The following is a 16,034-nucleotide window of genomic DNA, read 5'->3' as shown; positions in this document are numbered from 1 at the left end:
CCGCTCTTGCGCAGCTCACCACTAACGAGACGCGGTGCGATCTTGAGCAAAAGATCGCGGGCGGCCCGCTAGTTTCCGGAGCCTTCGATTCCTTGTCTGCAACATGCTCGCCGATCTGAAAGATTGTGTCGGCAAGGACCTGATTGTTGATGAATGTGTGGGCGAAAACCGCCTCAGGATGAACGCCGGCCGTATCCTTCCGCTTTTTGATGTCGACGGTTCGCTCATCAAACGAAATTGCCACTACCGTCCCAAACTTATCACCACCTACGCACTTGAGGTCGGCGTCGACCCGAATATCCGTTTCTTGAGCCGAAAACCGGTAGCGGTGGACTGGCGTTTTGGAAGTAACGCCCACAGTTCCCACATAGGTCAGCTCGGCCAAGCCCGCGCGCTCATGCAACAGTTCTTCGGCCGGCAAGTCGCTCAAGCGAAAGAACTCCCACCAGACCGCCTTGTTCCCTTGTTCTCCCGTCCAAAGAAATCCAACAAGTAGGCGAGCAGCCAACGCGCCTGCTGTTCTGCACTTCGTTGGGTGACGTCGTCGGGGACACCATCCGTCAGCTTCGGAATGAGGGCTGCAACCTTACGCTTCCAGTCACTGAGATCCTCGCTGATCTCGACGGGCTTAGGCTGAGGTCGGTCGATCGCCTTCCCGCGGCTAATCTGGCTAGCAAATGTTCGAGCCAGTCTCTTAGCTCAGAGACTCAAAAGGTAACGAGGGAGCGCGCGAAGCTCCTCCGCTGTCTCCACTTTGCCGAAGCCTCCTCGGAGGAATGCAGCAGCATAGCCAGCTCTTGCAACTGCACTGGACGAAAGATCACCGTCGGGTTAGATCCGGCCCCCCAAAACACAGGGTGACGGATCTCTATCCGCTCTTCGCGAGCCTCTGATGAAGTGGTCCCGTACAGAAGAATGCTTTTCTGATTCGGAGAAGACAACGCGTACATCGACAGTTGGTAGAGCCAATCGGCAGGATAACTTTTTTCCCAGACGTCACGGTACTTTGCATCCAGAAAACCGATCAGGCCCTTAGCACTGAACAGTGCAAAGTCAGGCCGGGGTCTTGGCAAGGGGCGTCCTTTGGGGTTTCCCAGCGGTGCGTATGCGAACATGCCTTTGGTCGCCTGCTCGTCCCTTATCGAGAGATCATCAAGGTTTTCGTGCAAGAATCGTGAAAGCAGACGCTGAAAAAAGAGGTTCATGTCAAACAAAAATCCGGGGGTGCGGTGAGAAGACGTCTCCGTCTCAATTGACGTGCCGTGCATTCCAAATAGAAGTCGAATGAGCGTCAGTGCAGGCCTACTTGTTGCCGTGAGACGCGTCAGCCCCCGCTCAACCTCGTCGAGATCACGCCCCTGGAGCGGAGCTGTTTCGACGGCGTCGAATGCTTCGCCCAACCTCCGAAGGCGTCGATATAAATCCCGATTCGTCGTCATGCTTCCTGCGAGATCGAGCCCCGACCGCAAAACCCGGTTCAGCTTCCAATTGGCATGCCGCTGGAAGTGCAAACACGGAAGCGTTCCATCCAAGATCCCCCCGCGAGATGCGATCTTCTCGACGAGGATTCGCCCTCTGGGACTTATGAGCATTTCTGAAGCTGAAATATACCGGCGCAGCAAACCCCGATGCAGAAGTTCCTCAATCTCCGCCGCTAGCAACGATATGAGAATATCGTGGATACCGTATTGCGCTGTCGGAGTGAGGGTCTGCCCAATCACTTCGAAGTCACGCAGACCATAGGCGTAACGAACCAGCGACGTGAGGGCCAATCCCTGCAGCTTGGGATTGATGTTAATCCGAAGGGGCCCTACGGCGATGTGCCCCACAAAAGAAGTCGTGGAGACTTCGAGACCCTTATATCCCTCTCGGACGTCGACCTGCCTTCGAATTGCAAGCGCTAGGCTTTGTGCTCCGAGATTATTCCCAAGCGTCGTGCCCACGAGTTGCGGACGTGAAACAGCCTCGACGCGATCCCACTCATTTAGCGTGATGGGAGTGAGTTCGTCGTCAGGTTGAGGGTACTTGAGCATCGTCGGCTTCATCAGCGGCCAGATCAGCCGCATCCTCATCCTGCTCTGTGTCTTCAACTAGCGTCAACGATTGCATTTCTTCGTACGCAAGAGCCTGAAGCAGACTGTCCTCATTCTTTGGATCGAATATTTCATCCCGAATTCGGGCGCCCTGGACATCGACCAGGCTTGGCCCAAGAATGTCGCTCAACACGCTAAAGTCGTCGTAGCAGTACTCCTCAAGAAGCGGGATAATGTCCTCACGAAGTACACGCGAGAACTCCGCAACAGACATGATGGGCTGACCGAGCAAGTATGCGTGCCCAATCTGAAGGTTGCGCGCGTCGCGCTTCAGATGCCGGCGTAAACGGGCATTAAGCGCGTCGAGCCAGGGGCCAAGCGGCAAGTCGCCCACTGCACGTCTTTCAAGTAGAGAGCTATCCGGCATCAGCTCGATGAATCCGAAGCGCCTTCTAAGCGCGACATCTAACAGCGAGATCGACCTATCGGCAGTGTTCATCGTGCCGATGACGAAGACGTTAGGCGGGACGGAAAAGTGTGATCCGCTGGGAAGCGTGACAATGCTACTCCGCTTGTCGTGCTCGAGAAGCGTTATCAACTCGCCGAAAATTCTAGGGACATCACCTCGATTAATCTCATCCACAACGAGGAAGAAGTGCCTATCGCTGGCCCTTTCGGCATCGGCGCATAATTGCTTGAAAACTCCAGCGCGCCGTTCAAAGAACAGATGCCCCGACACCGTCTCGGGTCGCAGGCCTTCTATGAAGTCCTCGTAGCCGTATCCGGGATGGAAGGTGCATTTTCGCACCAGGCCTTTCGGATTCTCGATCTCAGCTCGCTCGGGCTCCGTAAGCATCGAAGGGGTCTTGCCGAATCGCTGGCGCGCGGCAAGCTCTGTTGCAGCTCGAACCGCGAGATAGGTCTTGCCAGTTCCAGGCGGACCGTAGAGAAGTACTTGCCCTTTGCGACGCAGGATGCCTTCCACCCTTGCCGCGAATGGATCTAACGGCGGCAGCTGCGTTACAGCAGTAGCTGCCGCAGCGCGCGCTGTATTCCGCCGACTGACAGGTGAGCTCGAGGCTCCTCCAGAAAACATCTTGCGCTCAAGTGCAAGTAAATTCTCACCATTCCTGCCTAACTCAAAAACCGTGGTGCGTGGCCCTTCTGGCTGTGGCAATTGCCACGAATCGAGGAGAAGCCATTGAACCGGGCGCTTGTGGGGGAAACGGAGCCCGCGTTCGTATTCATATGACCCACTGACTCGCCCGATACCAAGCACCGTTTGTCCTTCGCAGGCCAACACAAGATCGTTTTCGACCATCTCGCGTACGAACTTGACTACCTCGCCAGCCTTACGAGAGGCGACCCCCGGATTCGAGTAAGCAGGAACCAGCCATTCCCTAATCCTATCTCTGAGATTGACCTTCTCCTCGCCGAGATGTGCAGAGAGATCTGGAACGGAATTTGGCCAACCAATTGAAACGTAACTGCCATCGCGCATAGAGGACCATTGGCTGTCGCCGTCACTTCCTTCGGTCGTTCCAATGCGCCAGAACCGATGGAAGCCTCCCGTCCGTCGGTTGAGTGCTGAGGTCAGGCTACTAACGGGAACCCCGAGCGCGCGCGCTATTCCCACGAAGCGCCCCGCGCAAATAAAGCGGGGTGCACCGCCATCAAGTATCCCCACTCGGTCGGGCGGCATCTGCAACAGTTTGTACAGATGAAAACGCTGGTAACGCGGACTATGGTAGTCGTCGAGCTTATCAGGGTGTGTCAAAAACCAATATTTATGTGACCAACCGTTGCCAGAGAGTTCCGGCGCGGCACGCTCCATGAGCCCTTGAAGGCGACCATAAGTTTCGTCTGAATGATCAATCGAACTCAGTTCCGCCAAGAGTTTGTCAGCCGCTAACAGCTCGTCACGTTGTCGCCTGGCTATTTGGATCGCTTCGTCCATCGTGATGACCTTCGGGCTCGTGCCTTTGCCGCCCATCCAGGCTCCATCGGTCGGCCTCTGGTACAGGCCGAATTTCAGTGCTGACCCGCCCCCAATTCCGCCAAATGCGTTGGTGGCGAACGACCCGTCGTTCATGAACTCAAGCCAGTAACTCAAACAGCGGGACTCGCTACTCTGGCGCCCGTGCATCGTCTTAAGGAGAGCTTCGCCATCCAGCCTTTGAAGCGCATCCGGACCAAATCGTTCGCGGAAATTGCGGATGTACTCGTCATGCTGCTGAGAGGTGATTATTTCGCCTGCCGCTTGCCCACGATCGATGGCGCTCCTCAGGTCTTCCAATAACTGCGGCTCGATATTCATAATTGGTTTTCCGATTTTGATTTTTCTTCGCGGTCCCTGATGCAGGTCCTCTACAGCGTAGAAGCCCTCTCCAAATATCTGCAAAAGGCGTTCACAAGCTGCATTTGCCCCGGCGTCCGGCACTCGGCCTCAAATACTTGCGGTGAGGCAACAAGAATGCACAGGCCCTTTGCCCGTGACGTAGCGACGTTGAGCCTGTTGAGACTGTATAGAAATTCCATGCCCCGGGGAGCGTCGGTGTGACTGGATGTTGTCATCGAGTAGATGGCGATTAGTGCCTCCTGTCCCTGGAACTTGTCGACAGTGCCGATGCGCGCTCCCGGCAATCGCTCCTGTAGCTCGAAGACCTGCGCGTTGTAGGAAGCGATGATCAGAATATCCTCCAGGCCGATGGCAGTTTCCTTCCCTGTCCCGTCGACCCAGGTTGCTTTGCTGCTGAGGATCTCATCGACCAGTCTTTTGATTTCGTCTGCCTCTTCGGGAGAGGAATTCTGGTTACCCTCATGCTGTACGGCAAGATAGCGAATGCCGGCTCCGTTCACGCGGCTCGATGACCTGATCTCTTGCCGTTCCAGCCCCGCACGCGAGCGAAGTCGGCCTTCATAGAAGAGCTCGGATGTGAAAGCGCAGATATCAGGGTGCAAACGCCAGGTTTCCTCGAGGAAAAGTCCGCGATCGGCCTCAATCGTTGCGTGTTCGCCGAGTACATGATCAAGCGCCGACACAGCAACGCCATCCGGATGACTCCCCTGCATTGGCTGCTCAAGTTGCCTCGGGTCGCCCAGTAGAACAATGCTCTCGGCCGCCTGTGACACAGCCAGCACGTTTGCCAATGACATTTGCGCCGCTTCATCGACGAACAGAACATCCACAAGGCCTGCCGCGTCCGGGCGCGCCCAAAACCAGCCGGTAGCACCACCAATCTGGCAACCATTGCCGATCCCGGTAATGAAATCTGGATTCTTGGTCGTCAGCTGAAGTCCCGGAAGAGAGGTCGGCTCATCCGAGACCTTTTGTATGCCCTGGAGAGACAATCTCTGCTCGCCAGCCGCTTCCAACGACTTGTCCAGCAAGTGACGAACGACCTTGTGGCTGTTGGCCGTGACGCCGACGGTCCGCTTGTCGCGCACCAGTGCACAAATCTTGCGCGCGCCGGCATGGGTCTTGCCAGTCCCAGGCGACCCCTGCACCGGGAAGACACTCTGATCAAGCGAGAGCGCCGCGCGTATCGCGGTTGCCACCGACGGCTCACCAACTTGCTCTAACAGGCGCCCGCTAAGACGAGAAGTGACTTTGAGCAGCAAATCGCGAGCGGCACGATAGAGGCCCGGCCCGGTGATGCCGTGGTTCGCCACGTGCTCGCCGATCCGGAAGATCGATTCTGCGAGAACCTGATTGTCGACGAACTTGTGCGCAAACACAGCTTCGGGATGAAAGCTGGCCGTGTCCTGGCGCTTCTTGATGTCGATTGTTCTGTCGTCATTGGAAATCGCAACGACACTCCCAAGCTTATCGCCTCCAACACTTTTCAAGTCGTCATTGGCGCGAACATCGGTTTCGTGGACCGTGAACTTGTAGCGATGGATCGGCGCCTTCACCGTCCCCCCAAATACGCCGAGAAAGGTCAGCCCTCCCATGGTCGCCAGTAGGTCCGAGTAGAGGCTGAGCTGGAGGACCGTGTTGCCCTTGGTCTCGCGCGCGAGCTTGGTGTCGGTGACCTCGTAGGACCAGGCGCCCAAACCGCTCGGTATCTCGACCCGCCGCAGCACGTCGGCGCGACCGCTCCAATGCCCATCCCGCAACGCCGCCTGAACGATCACCGCATCGCCACGCGCCATCGCCTGACGCGTTTGGCCAACCGAGGCGTCATCGATGCCAACGCCGGCAATGACGGCGACGGAGCTGCCCTGCTTGGCGAGATGGTCGACAAAACCCTGCTCATGCGTTTTGCCGCGCTCCACCAGCGCATCGAGGGTCGGATCATCGCGGACCTTCGGTTTGGCTAGTTCGCCCTGGAGTACCCTGAGGTCAAGGTGTGTGAGGTAACGACAATTCAGGTGCCCAACCAGGTCGCCGGCGCTGAAGACGATTGCTGCATCGTTCTTTTGCATCTGCCCCCCGAAACTGCTGCCGGGACCCAAGGGACACGACACAACAAAGACACCGGCCTTCTGACGGGTGCAAAAGCCCTGCGGAAGTAGGGCACGCAGAGAGCGGTTCGACGGAGTCGAGCCCACGCCGCCAAATGTGTTTGCATTCAAGGGCTAGCCCGAATTTTCTCGCCGCGCAGTCCCCTTCGAAACCCTCTCAATTATGGCCGGTCGAATATAGCTTCCAACAAGTACTTCAATCTCATCACCCTCCTCGGCGCCGAGCAGCGCGGAAGCGACTGGCGTGAGATGATGAACCATGCCTTGAGAGGCGTCAGATTGTCGCTGGCTGATCGTTACGTTGATGACCTTTTTGTCGTCTGTCAGATAGCGAAATCTCACGGTATCACCGATCTCAATCCTACGCTCATCACGAAGGCTCAGCGCCTCCTCGAACGGAGGCACAACAAACGGGCGCCCCTGCTGTGCGACAGGTCGCCTAACTTCTGCTCCACCGACCTTTCGATCGAGCGGAGGCTGCGGCGCTTTGGTGAACTCCTTCTCGCGAAGCTTTAGAGCGGCAAGCTGATTCGCTATTGCCGCACGGAGCTTTTCCGCTTCCTGCCGAGGATTGTTGAACCAATCCGTCGACCAAATTCGATGGAGCTTCCAGCCTAGCCCCTCCAGAATTTCCTGTCTTAGCCGATCACGATCGCGCGCTGACTTGGCCGAATGATAGGTTGCACCGTCACACTCTACCCCGAGAACAAACCCGTGGGGCCAATCCGGATGATGGATGCCGATATCGACAAAATAGCCAGCCACGCCTACCTGCGGTACTGGTCTGCAGCCCATGGCTCGTATCTGATCAGCGACAAAGACCTCGAAGTCCGAATCTGCTTCTCGCTCGGTGATATCGCCAGCATCGAGAACACCGCTTGCGGAATACTCAAGCCAACGCTTGAGCATATGCGCGCCAGGGTTGCTGCTCTCCTCCGCCTCGATATCGGCAGCCGTCATAGACGAGAACGTAACGATCTTCTGCTTGGCTCGAGTGAATAGAACGTTCAAACGTCGCTTTCCGGCAAGCCCATTTATTGGACCAAAGCGCTGCATTACGCGAGCACCCGGCTCCTCCGCTCCATAAACTGTTCCGATAAATATGACGTCGCGCTCGTCACCCTGTACGTTCTCAAGATTCTTGATAAAGAACTCCTCAAGGCTGTCGTTGCGGTCCTTCCAAGTATCAAGATACTTTTGAATCGAGCGATTGTGCGCGATGGCGTACTCGAACTCCTCGATGATGAGATCCCGCTGCTTCTGATTTAGAGTAACGACGCCGAGAGACCTATCAGGGTCCGTCTGTATAAACTCGACTATGGCGTCGATCATGGCCTTCGCTTCAACAGGATTGGTGCCGGCTTTATAACGGCCATTCACATTTCTAAACTCCACCCCCATACGCGCGATTGTCTCCCTGGGAGACGGAAACACGATCAGCGCGTCATCGTAGACCAACTTATTCGAGAATTTGATGAGACCGGAGTGGCGAGAACGATAGTGCCAGCGCAAACGCCGAGCTGGACGGAAGGCGCCATTCGCCATTTCCAGCACTGACTCGTTAAGGACAGCTTCATCCTCGTCCGCTTCCTCGTCTTCGATCACTGACTTGAAGAAATTACTCGGCGGAAGTTGATTGGTATCCCCGACAACAAGCACCTGCGAACAACGCAAGAGGGGACCGATCGCAGATTCGGGAGGCATCTGGGAAGCCTCATCGATGATGCAAAGGTCGAATTGGACGCTTCCTTTCGGCACGTACTGGGCGACCGCGAGCGGCGACATCATCCAGCACGGTTTTAGCTCGATCAGCGCCTCCCCAGCGCGCTGTGTCAAATCACGGACCGGTATAAATTTCTGCTTCTTGCTGATCTCATTTTCTATCAGCGCCATATTTGTCCACGTGGACTTCCTACCCACCCCATTTCCCATAGGCGGGCGCGCGGTTGCTTTCAACTTCGCGCGAAGCTGTGTGCGCGACAACCGAATGATCTCACGGTCCTTGTTAGCGAGAGAGGCTCTCAGCTCTTCCAGCTTTGCACCCCGATAGCGGCCAAGCTTGTGGCCCAGCTGCGCAAACACAGCTTTAGCCAGTTGACGGATCGCGAGCGCTTCAGCCTGGGAGCCAAGCCCGCCCAAAGAACCTTGCTCTAGCCTTTCTTGAATAAGTGGCATTAGGCCTTCGGGACCAGCATCCACGAGGGCGGTTTCAAAAGCCGCGAAGGCGAACAGGCCATCTCCATCCAACGATGCCTGCTCGAGTACCGCAGCCAATTCTGATAGGCTGCGGCCGCGAGTTAATGCATGGACCTCAATCTTCGCAACCTCGCCCAATTTGCTTAGTGTACCCGTCAGCTTATCGTCTGCAGACAGTGCGACACCAATCGCACGCGAAACCTCCGCGGGCTCCCCCTGGTCAAGAATGCTCCGAAGTACGGGAACGTGATTCGCGATTGATGTGGCCCACGCGATCAGCTCCTCCAAATCCTCTCGTGGCGTCTTGTGTCCCTGAAACTGCTCAATCAGAAGCTCACGTACAGGCTGATGATCGTCTAGCCTCTGACGTTCCGATAGCAGTGCTTCCAATCGCAGCTTCACATCCCGAATCTCGGCAAGACCGATCTGCTGATTTCTTATGACCTTGGCGATAGGTCTAAGCTCAGTGACGGCTCGCTCGAGGCGAGCTGCCTCATGTTCAGCAGCAGCAATCCGATCGTCAAGAGAAGCGAAGGTGATCGGAATGCCGGTTTTAGGAATTGGCGGCAACAGCTCCAGTTGATTCAACGCGCCGCCATGTAGGAAATCGCGCAATGAGGTGTGCTCATGGCCACCGAACTCTACAGAAAGCGCCTCGAAGAATCGCGCCGCGCGAGTGAACGGCTCGAAGTCGGTATCAAGACCACGATAGTAGAGCCCAAATAGGCCAGCCGCTTCGGATTGCCGGACGAACTCGCCTGACTTGAGCCGGAACGTAATCAGCTCATCAAGCCTTTGGACCGCATCTGCCCTGGAGTATTTTGGCGAGCGCGAAATCGCCATGAATATGCGCTTAGCTTCGCGATACTTGGACGAGAGAAATCCGAAAGGTCCGGCAGTTCGAAGGATCGTCGCGCAAGCAACGAGCCGGTCGGTTGGAAGGTCAACGGAGAGAGACACGCGCTCTGATAACCTAGTCCGCTGAGCCTGTACCTGCTGCCCCTCCTCGCACAACCTACGTAGATGATAATGAGAGTTAGCTTCCGCGAGCTTGCCACTACGCATGGACAGCGCTTCACGGCCAACTTCCCGACATAGAGCGTGCGCCCTGCCGACGTCGTCTAAAGCCCAATTCTTCGCTGGTTCGTGAGCGGTGACGAGCGGAGCGAGTTTTTCTGCTATTTCGCGCGCCCTTTTGGTCGACTCTCGGTTCGCTTGTAACGCCTCAATCAGCGCGTCTGGGTCAATGCTGATGAGCGATCCGCGTTCACAGATATGCTCAAGCTGCCTAATCTTATCCAATGCCGCCGCGTCCGGCACCTCCGACAGCTCAGAAGAGAGTCGATCTGCAGATGCCCTTAGGTCAGCACATTGCTTCAGGAATGAAGCTAGTAGCTCCGCTCTACCCTCAGCAAGTATGTTCCGAACGAGCTCTGACGAATGCTGCCGCAGGTGGTCCACGCACGCGGCAAGTGACTCGCGAAGCGTCTCTAGGCTAGGCCGCGCTTCTTTTTCGAGACCCCAAGGCTCGAGCGCTTTGAGCGCCGCAGCCAGCCCCAATGCTTCGCCCGAAGCTCGCTTGGCGATTGCACACGCTTCTTCTACTGTGAAACGCTCAGGGTGAACGAGCCGCGTATCCTTCCAACTTGGCCCTGAAATGAGTGTTTCGGCATGAGCCTTTTCAATCTGCAGACCAAGCTGAACGTATCTAGCCAACCCCGTTGCTGTCTGCATTTCTGGCCGGAGCTTACAGCGCTCGAGGGTCTCGTTCGATATCCCGGACAGGCGATCGCTCGTCGCAATGCTTTTGCCGAGAATGGCATGAACCGTCAGTCCGGATTGACCAAACTCTGTCGTAAGTAGATCTATGTAATCTGCAAGCTGTTGCCGGATCCGACGGTATTCTTCGATCTTGCTGTCGTAGTCCCGAACAGCCGGCGTTTTCTGAATATCAAGTCGAGTCCTTACCGACTCAATTACCTGTTCACGCGTCGACTTCTCAGCCTGAAGCGGCAATAGGAACTCACCAAGACCAACCGCTTCGAGTCGGGCTTTGACCACGTTCAAAGCTGCAAGCTTCTCCGCCACGAAGAGAATCTTCTTGTTCGCCGCAAGAGCTGCCGCGATCGCATTTACAATGGTCTGTGACTTGCCCGTGCCCGGCGGGCCCTCAACAGCAAGGTTCCTACCATCGGCGAGATCAACCAAAACACTGAACTGCGATGAGTCAGCATCCATAACCAGGCAAGGCACCTTGGCCTCAATTTCCGGCTCATCAACCCCATATTCTTCTGCAAAGGGAGAAGCACCCGCGGATTCGGAGCCGACAAGAAGTGACTGCACGACATCGTTTTGCGGAAACCCCGACTGATTAGGGTCAAGGTCGTGATACATCGCCATTCGGGCCGAGGGAAAGACACCAACGGCTACCTGGCGTCTAATCCGCCATTTCTTCCCTTTGGGGAGAACTTTTCCGATCTCGGCTAAGTAGGCCTCAACTGAGGCGCCCTCGAGCTTTGGCATTTCGATCGAATAATCGAGCCTCAGCTTCTCGGCGAGGACGGCATTTAACTCCGGCTCATCCCCCGTGCCAGCAAGGAAGTACTTAGCACCGTGCGGCGTTCGTGTGCGTTTCACTTCCACCTGCAAGAGGACGAGGGGCGCGAAAGAACTTTCGCTCCGCTCGACTTCCGCCCATTCCAAGAACCCGAAGGCAACCTGAAGCACGTTCATACCGGTTTCCTGCAGCCAGGTCCGGCTCTTGGAAATAATCGCGTTCAGCTTGCGCTCCAGATCAGGAGGAAGCAACAGCGTCTGAACCTTATCGTCGGTATGGCGTCCGTCTGTATGCTCGGCATCGATCGATGGCAGATCGTAGGAAGGAAGTATCCCGTTGTTCTTTGCATGCTGGCTGAGATTCGCCTCGGATTTCTGCGCACGAGGAGCCATTCCGAGTTGCTGCCTCAGCCGATCCCTTAAATCGCGATCCGCGGCTCGGGTCTTATCGAGATAGTCATCACCATCTCGATCCACAGCCTCCATGGCCTCGACATAGGTTTCGTCTGTTAGCCGCGCATTAATCAGTGCATCCCTGAATGCAGCCGTCTGCTCATCACGTGGATCCTCGTCGATGGGAGGAAGGGGGACGAACTGCAGCTCATGGCCATTACACAACTTGAAGAACAGCACGTCTGGAAGTTCATCTACCGTTCTCAGATGGGAATTCGAGCGCGGCCCCAATTTGGTAGAAATGAGCGGATTGCGACGACTGAGATCGAGCAGCTTTGGACGAAGATGCTCGATTCTCGTGCGGACGAGTGCATCTAGTCCGTCAGAGCTGGACGGATTCCCCATGGAACAAGCCTCTAAATGCGCGAAATCTCACCGCCACTGGAATGAACCTGCGGCGCGGTGTTGAGCGGACGACGGCCTGTTCGAGCAGCCGCAATTGGCTGCGTTGAAGTGAAAAGCCCCGGACTGAAATTCACGATAGCAGCCCCCAAAATCCGCAGTTTGTTCCGCGAGTTATCCTTGGTTGTTTAGTTTTTAAGGCCCAGCTAAGCGTTGTGTCCAGAAATTTCTTGCGCATCCACGACGAAAGTCGATCCGTGAAAACACGGCCTCGGAAGACCTTTCCGATGCTCGCCAAAAAGGGCAACCGTCCCAGACTCGGGTGGGGTGCTCTCGGGTACCACCGTGTTGCAACTAACGTGACATTCCGACGCGACGAGATTCTAAAGCGTTGGACGATACAAACAATCCGCGAACCTCTATCAAGGACTGAAACGAAAACACGAGCGAAAAGGAAGCTTACGCTTAAGGTCGAAGCAGCTCTAGCCAAGATGACGCACAAGGGGTTGAGCTTGGCCCAGAATAAGCGCGGACTCTCGGATGCCGATATCGCCGAATTGCTCCTAGAACGGTGGCACGACGAGGGCGATACGGAGGTTCGCGAGTTCGAAGCCGTTAAGAAGCAGGTTTGGCGCTACTACGACAGACTTAGGACATTGGCGAATGCTTAATGTCCCGGGACATTAGAGCTTAGTGTCCCTCCGCAGCGATTTCCCTCAGCTATACGCTCCGACATTCAGGACGGATCCTGATGTCTCTGAAACGGAGCGATTATGACATTCAAAGATCAGTCCGGCGCTGGAGCAAGCCCGCCGGACACTTGGCTGACCCGCAAGCAAGCGGCGGCTTATTTGAAACTCGGCGAAAGCACCCTGGCAAAACTGTTCGTCTCGGGCGATGGCCCACCCGCCATTAAAATCGGCCGGTCAGTCCGCTATTTGGCACTCGACCTGAATGTGTGGATGAACTCCCGGCGCCGGGCATCCACCTCCGATACGGCTGCCGCTTAGCGAATTGCTAAATCAAAATCAAGCGCAGAAGCCGCGCAGGTGGGCGACCCACGCCGTGAATACGACGCGCCCGCTGAGCGGGACCTCGCTGGAAGCGATCAAAATACCGAGGGGTACTATGTCTACGTCGACCAAACAGATGAACGAAACCCAACTCGACGAGGTGAGCCGTCAAATCGCCGACTGGATCACGTCCGATGCAATTCATGACTTTGGTCATGAACCACCCTTCCCTACCGATGGGGACTTCCATCTGTCGAATGATTGGACCGCCGAAGAATGTTTTCGGGACGCTCCGAGTGAAGGGCCGCCCGAGTGGCTGATGTCGGTGCCGCCAAACCTGGGCGACAGTTCTACTAATATCAGCGCCGACGCCTCTGCGACTGCGGGTCCCCCGGCGCCCCCCATTTCGAAGGTGCCCGATCGGGAGACCCTCGCAGCCTGTTCAATGCTCGATCAGTCGGATACCGACAACGCCAAACGTCTCGAAGCTTATTTTCCAGACGAATTGTTGATCATGCAAGCCGCTGGCATCGCCGGCGGCGACAAGTTGGCTTGGTCGGGTCGACATTGGGACATCGACAACGGGGAGGCTTACGCATGGATGATGGCCCAGGCGGTTGGAGACTTTATCCAATTGGAGGCTGATTTCTTTAGGCCTTCCGACGCCGAACAGAAGGCTATCGATGACGCTGAAAAGGCTGCATCCGAGCTTAGCCGCACGCCAGATCCCGACGAGACATCAGCGAAGGCTCTGCACGAAGCTGTGAAGTCGGGAAAAGTCGCCCGACGTTCGTTTGCGGCACGAAAAGTAGCTCATAAGAGATTTGGCGTCATCTCTAAAAATGCCCCGCGCCTCAAAGCTATGTTGGAGTGCGGTGCGCCGCGATGGCGTAAACCTGCAGAAGAGTTCAATGCGAGCGCACTTTCGCTTGCAACGCTGAGCCACACGCTGACGTTTGTTCAAGAAAATGACCTTGAATGCCCGGACGAGCATTCAAGCCGCATGGTCTGCCGCGTCATTGCCCAAAAAGGACACCGGAAGTCCGATTATATCACGGCGCTGGTTCCCGTGAATTACGACGCGTCTGCCCGCGCTCCATTCTTTGAGAGCTGGATCGAGAAGATGATGCCGGATCCGGAGGCTCGTCGCACCTTGCAGCAATACTCCGGCATCAGCATTTTGGGTGTGCCGTTGCAACGGTTCATGTTCCATTACGGCGAGGAGGCAAACGGAAAGAGCGTTTATCTCGAGATGCTCGTGAGGCTGCTGGGGAAGAGTTTTGCCGTCGGGTTGCCAACTGAATCAATCATCGGACAAGGCGAACGTAGCGCTGGCGGCGCGTCACCGGACCTCATTCGTCTCTTCGGCAAGCGGATGGTGCGTGTATTGGAACTGCCCGAAGGCAAACCGCTGCAATCCGAATTGATTAAGAAACTGACCGGTAGCGAGGAAATCCCAGTTCGAACGCTGTTCAAGGGCTTTATTGATTTTATGCCGCGAGCGAAGCCGCACATAAGCGGCAACGGTCTCCCGAAGATCTCTGATACATCTAACGGCATCTGGCGCCGGATGCTGCTGCTGAAATGGCCGGTGCAGATCGCTGAAAAGGATATGCGGGATCCGGAGGAAATGGTCGGCGAAATGCTCAAGGATGCGTCCGGCATCCTCAATTGGCTGTGTGAGGGAGCAGTGGATTTCCTCCAGAACGGGCTCTACGTCGCTCCGAGCGTCTCCGCCGCGACCGCGGAGTATCGCAGGGAAATGGATATCGTGATGCAATTTGCGGAAGACTGCCTCGAAAGGGTTGATGGTTCCAAAGTGCAGGCGCGGGCAATGTATGAGGCTTTTCTGGAATGGTGCCGGGCAAATTCAAAATCGCCGGTCTTCGAGACGAAGTTCGGTCGCGACATGAAACGGCATTTTGAACGTGATGACTCCAAGCGGCTGCGTTTCTACATCAACGTTAAGCTCCGGGACGATCGCCCACGCGCCGAAGTGAAGAGTTCTGATCCGCGCGACGACGTCGTTCCAGTCTAATTCGTCGATAAATGCGATAGTATGCTGAGGGTTTTGTAGAACCCTCGGCATACAATAAGCATCGGCCTTACAGGGCTTTGCGGTATGCCGGCGAGGGTGTGACGGTTTCCGCGCAATACATATAGAACCGAACATCTTTCCACGTGGTCGGCCAACTTCGTTTCTCTCTACGTTGCGAGAAAAACTATCGCGATTATCTCTAGGAATGAATTTCTTGAGGGAGAGGCTACGTTTTCAAAATGTTACGTCCCGCGAGGGTTTACCGGATACTACCGACAAGGCCTCGCAGACTAGCGAAGGGGGAACCGAGCGATAGCCATATAAAAGGCGAGGGTCTGCCTGCTCTCCTGCAGCATTCTTCCATAAGTGGTGTTTTGTGAAGTCGAGGTCAATCCTCGTCCTTCTCCGGCGTCCGCGGCGCATCAGGACTTTGAAACAGTTCCCGCAGACTAGATCATGTATCGCTCGGCGGGTGAGTTCGTGCTCGGGCACAGCGCTTAGTGGGCCAGCTCTGGCAATTGCAAATCTGCGGGCGCGGGGTGCAAGACCGGTCGAAGGGTCCTTCCGCGGCCCCCTCCCCCTACGGCCCAAGCGCGCCCCAAAAATTCGCCAGCTAGTTCTGGCTGTTCTTGGGTTGACACGGTTGACAGGTTGACACGCAAGCGCCTCGCAGCGCTACTCAGTCAAGAGAACACCTAGCTGGAACATGGAGCACGCCCTGGGAGTGCTGCCGTTCTCTCACTGTCGGAGAGAATAGGAAAAGCTGCTCAGCCGCTGCGCCGCAAGTACCTTCAGGTGCGAGAGAAATGGGGTCTCTCGGCATTTGACTGTTCGGAATTATTGACCTGAGCCCCAACTTTCATCCACCGATGAGTAGAGTCCCGGTGACATTTGAGCCCAATGGGCTCGGTGAAGCAACGGGGTGGGGCGCGGAGC

General features: G+C 56.1%; 7 protein-coding genes. 3 read left to right on the top strand and 4 right to left on the bottom strand.

The window, feature by feature from the left end:
- The first annotated feature begins 103 nt into the window (after window positions 1-103).
- Entirely contained in the window at window positions 104-496 is a 393-nt protein-coding gene (locus K408_RS43450; RefSeq protein ID WP_245265906.1) for a hypothetical protein, read from the top strand.
- A gap of 211 nt (window positions 497-707) precedes the next feature.
- On the opposite strand, the gene K408_RS0120195 is transcribed toward K408_RS43450, so the two are convergent.
- The 4 genes from K408_RS0120195 to K408_RS0120180 all read right to left on the bottom strand — a co-directional run bounded on the left by K408_RS0120195 (window position 708) and on the right by K408_RS0120180 (window position 12,050).
- Window positions 708-2,066 (bottom strand): McrC family protein, encoded by a 1,359-nt coding sequence (locus tag K408_RS0120195; protein ID WP_024340667.1) that lies wholly within the window; start codon window positions 2,064-2,066, stop codon window positions 708-710.
- Window positions 2,011-4,350, bottom strand: a complete 2,340-nt coding sequence (locus tag K408_RS38285) for an AAA family ATPase (protein WP_024340668.1) — start codon at window positions 4,348-4,350, stop codon at window positions 2,011-2,013. The genes K408_RS0120195 and K408_RS38285 overlap by 56 nt, the downstream gene beginning before the upstream one ends.
- A gap of 50 nt (window positions 4,351-4,400) precedes the next feature.
- Entirely contained in the window at window positions 4,401-6,461 is a 2,061-nt protein-coding gene (locus K408_RS0120185; protein WP_028145944.1) for an AAA domain-containing protein, read from the bottom strand.
- Window positions 6,462-6,614: 153 nt separating this feature from the next.
- Window positions 6,615-12,050 carry a DUF4011 domain-containing protein gene (locus tag K408_RS0120180; protein ID WP_080654903.1) on the bottom strand — a complete coding sequence of 1,812 codons (5,436 nt, stop codon included), beginning with the start codon at window positions 12,048-12,050 and terminating at the stop codon, window positions 6,615-6,617.
- Between the two features lie 770 nt (window positions 12,051-12,820).
- Between K408_RS0120180 and K408_RS41150 the strand changes: the two genes are divergently transcribed.
- Complete coding sequence (locus K408_RS41150) at window positions 12,821-13,057, top strand: helix-turn-helix transcriptional regulator (protein WP_080654904.1); 237 nt, start codon at window positions 12,821-12,823, stop codon at window positions 13,055-13,057.
- A 118-nt stretch (window positions 13,058-13,175) separates the two neighbouring features.
- Window positions 13,176-15,098, top strand: coding sequence for a DNA primase family protein (locus tag K408_RS38280; protein WP_024340672.1), 1,923 nt, complete (start codon window positions 13,176-13,178; stop codon window positions 15,096-15,098).
- Window positions 15,099-16,034: the final 936 nt, after the last annotated feature.

This window comes from Bradyrhizobium sp. in8p8 (genome assembly GCF_000426845.1).
GTDB lineage: Bacteria > Pseudomonadota > Alphaproteobacteria > Rhizobiales > Xanthobacteraceae > Bradyrhizobium > Bradyrhizobium japonicum_C.
This window is presented reverse-complemented; position numbering and strand designations above follow the sequence as displayed.

Excerpts from the sequence above, each read along its gene's own strand:
- K408_RS43450 (WP_245265906.1), top strand. The coding sequence starts at position 104 with ATGCTCGCCGATCTGAAAGATTGTGTCGGCAAGGACCTGATTGTTGAT.
- K408_RS0120195 (WP_024340667.1), bottom strand. The coding sequence starts at position 2,066 with ATGCGGCTGATCTGGCCGCTGATGAAGCCGACGATGCTCAAGTACCCT.
- K408_RS38285 (WP_024340668.1), bottom strand. The coding sequence starts at position 4,350 with ATGAATATCGAGCCGCAGTTATTGGAAGACCTGAGGAGCGCCATCGAT.
- K408_RS0120185 (WP_028145944.1), bottom strand. The coding sequence starts at position 6,461 with ATGCAAAAGAACGATGCAGCAATCGTCTTCAGCGCCGGCGACCTGGTT.
- K408_RS0120180 (WP_080654903.1), bottom strand. The coding sequence starts at position 12,050 with ATGGGGAATCCGTCCAGCTCTGACGGACTAGATGCACTCGTCCGCACG.
- K408_RS41150 (WP_080654904.1), top strand. The coding sequence starts at position 12,821 with ATGACATTCAAAGATCAGTCCGGCGCTGGAGCAAGCCCGCCGGACACT.
- K408_RS38280 (WP_024340672.1), top strand. The coding sequence starts at position 13,176 with ATGTCTACGTCGACCAAACAGATGAACGAAACCCAACTCGACGAGGTG.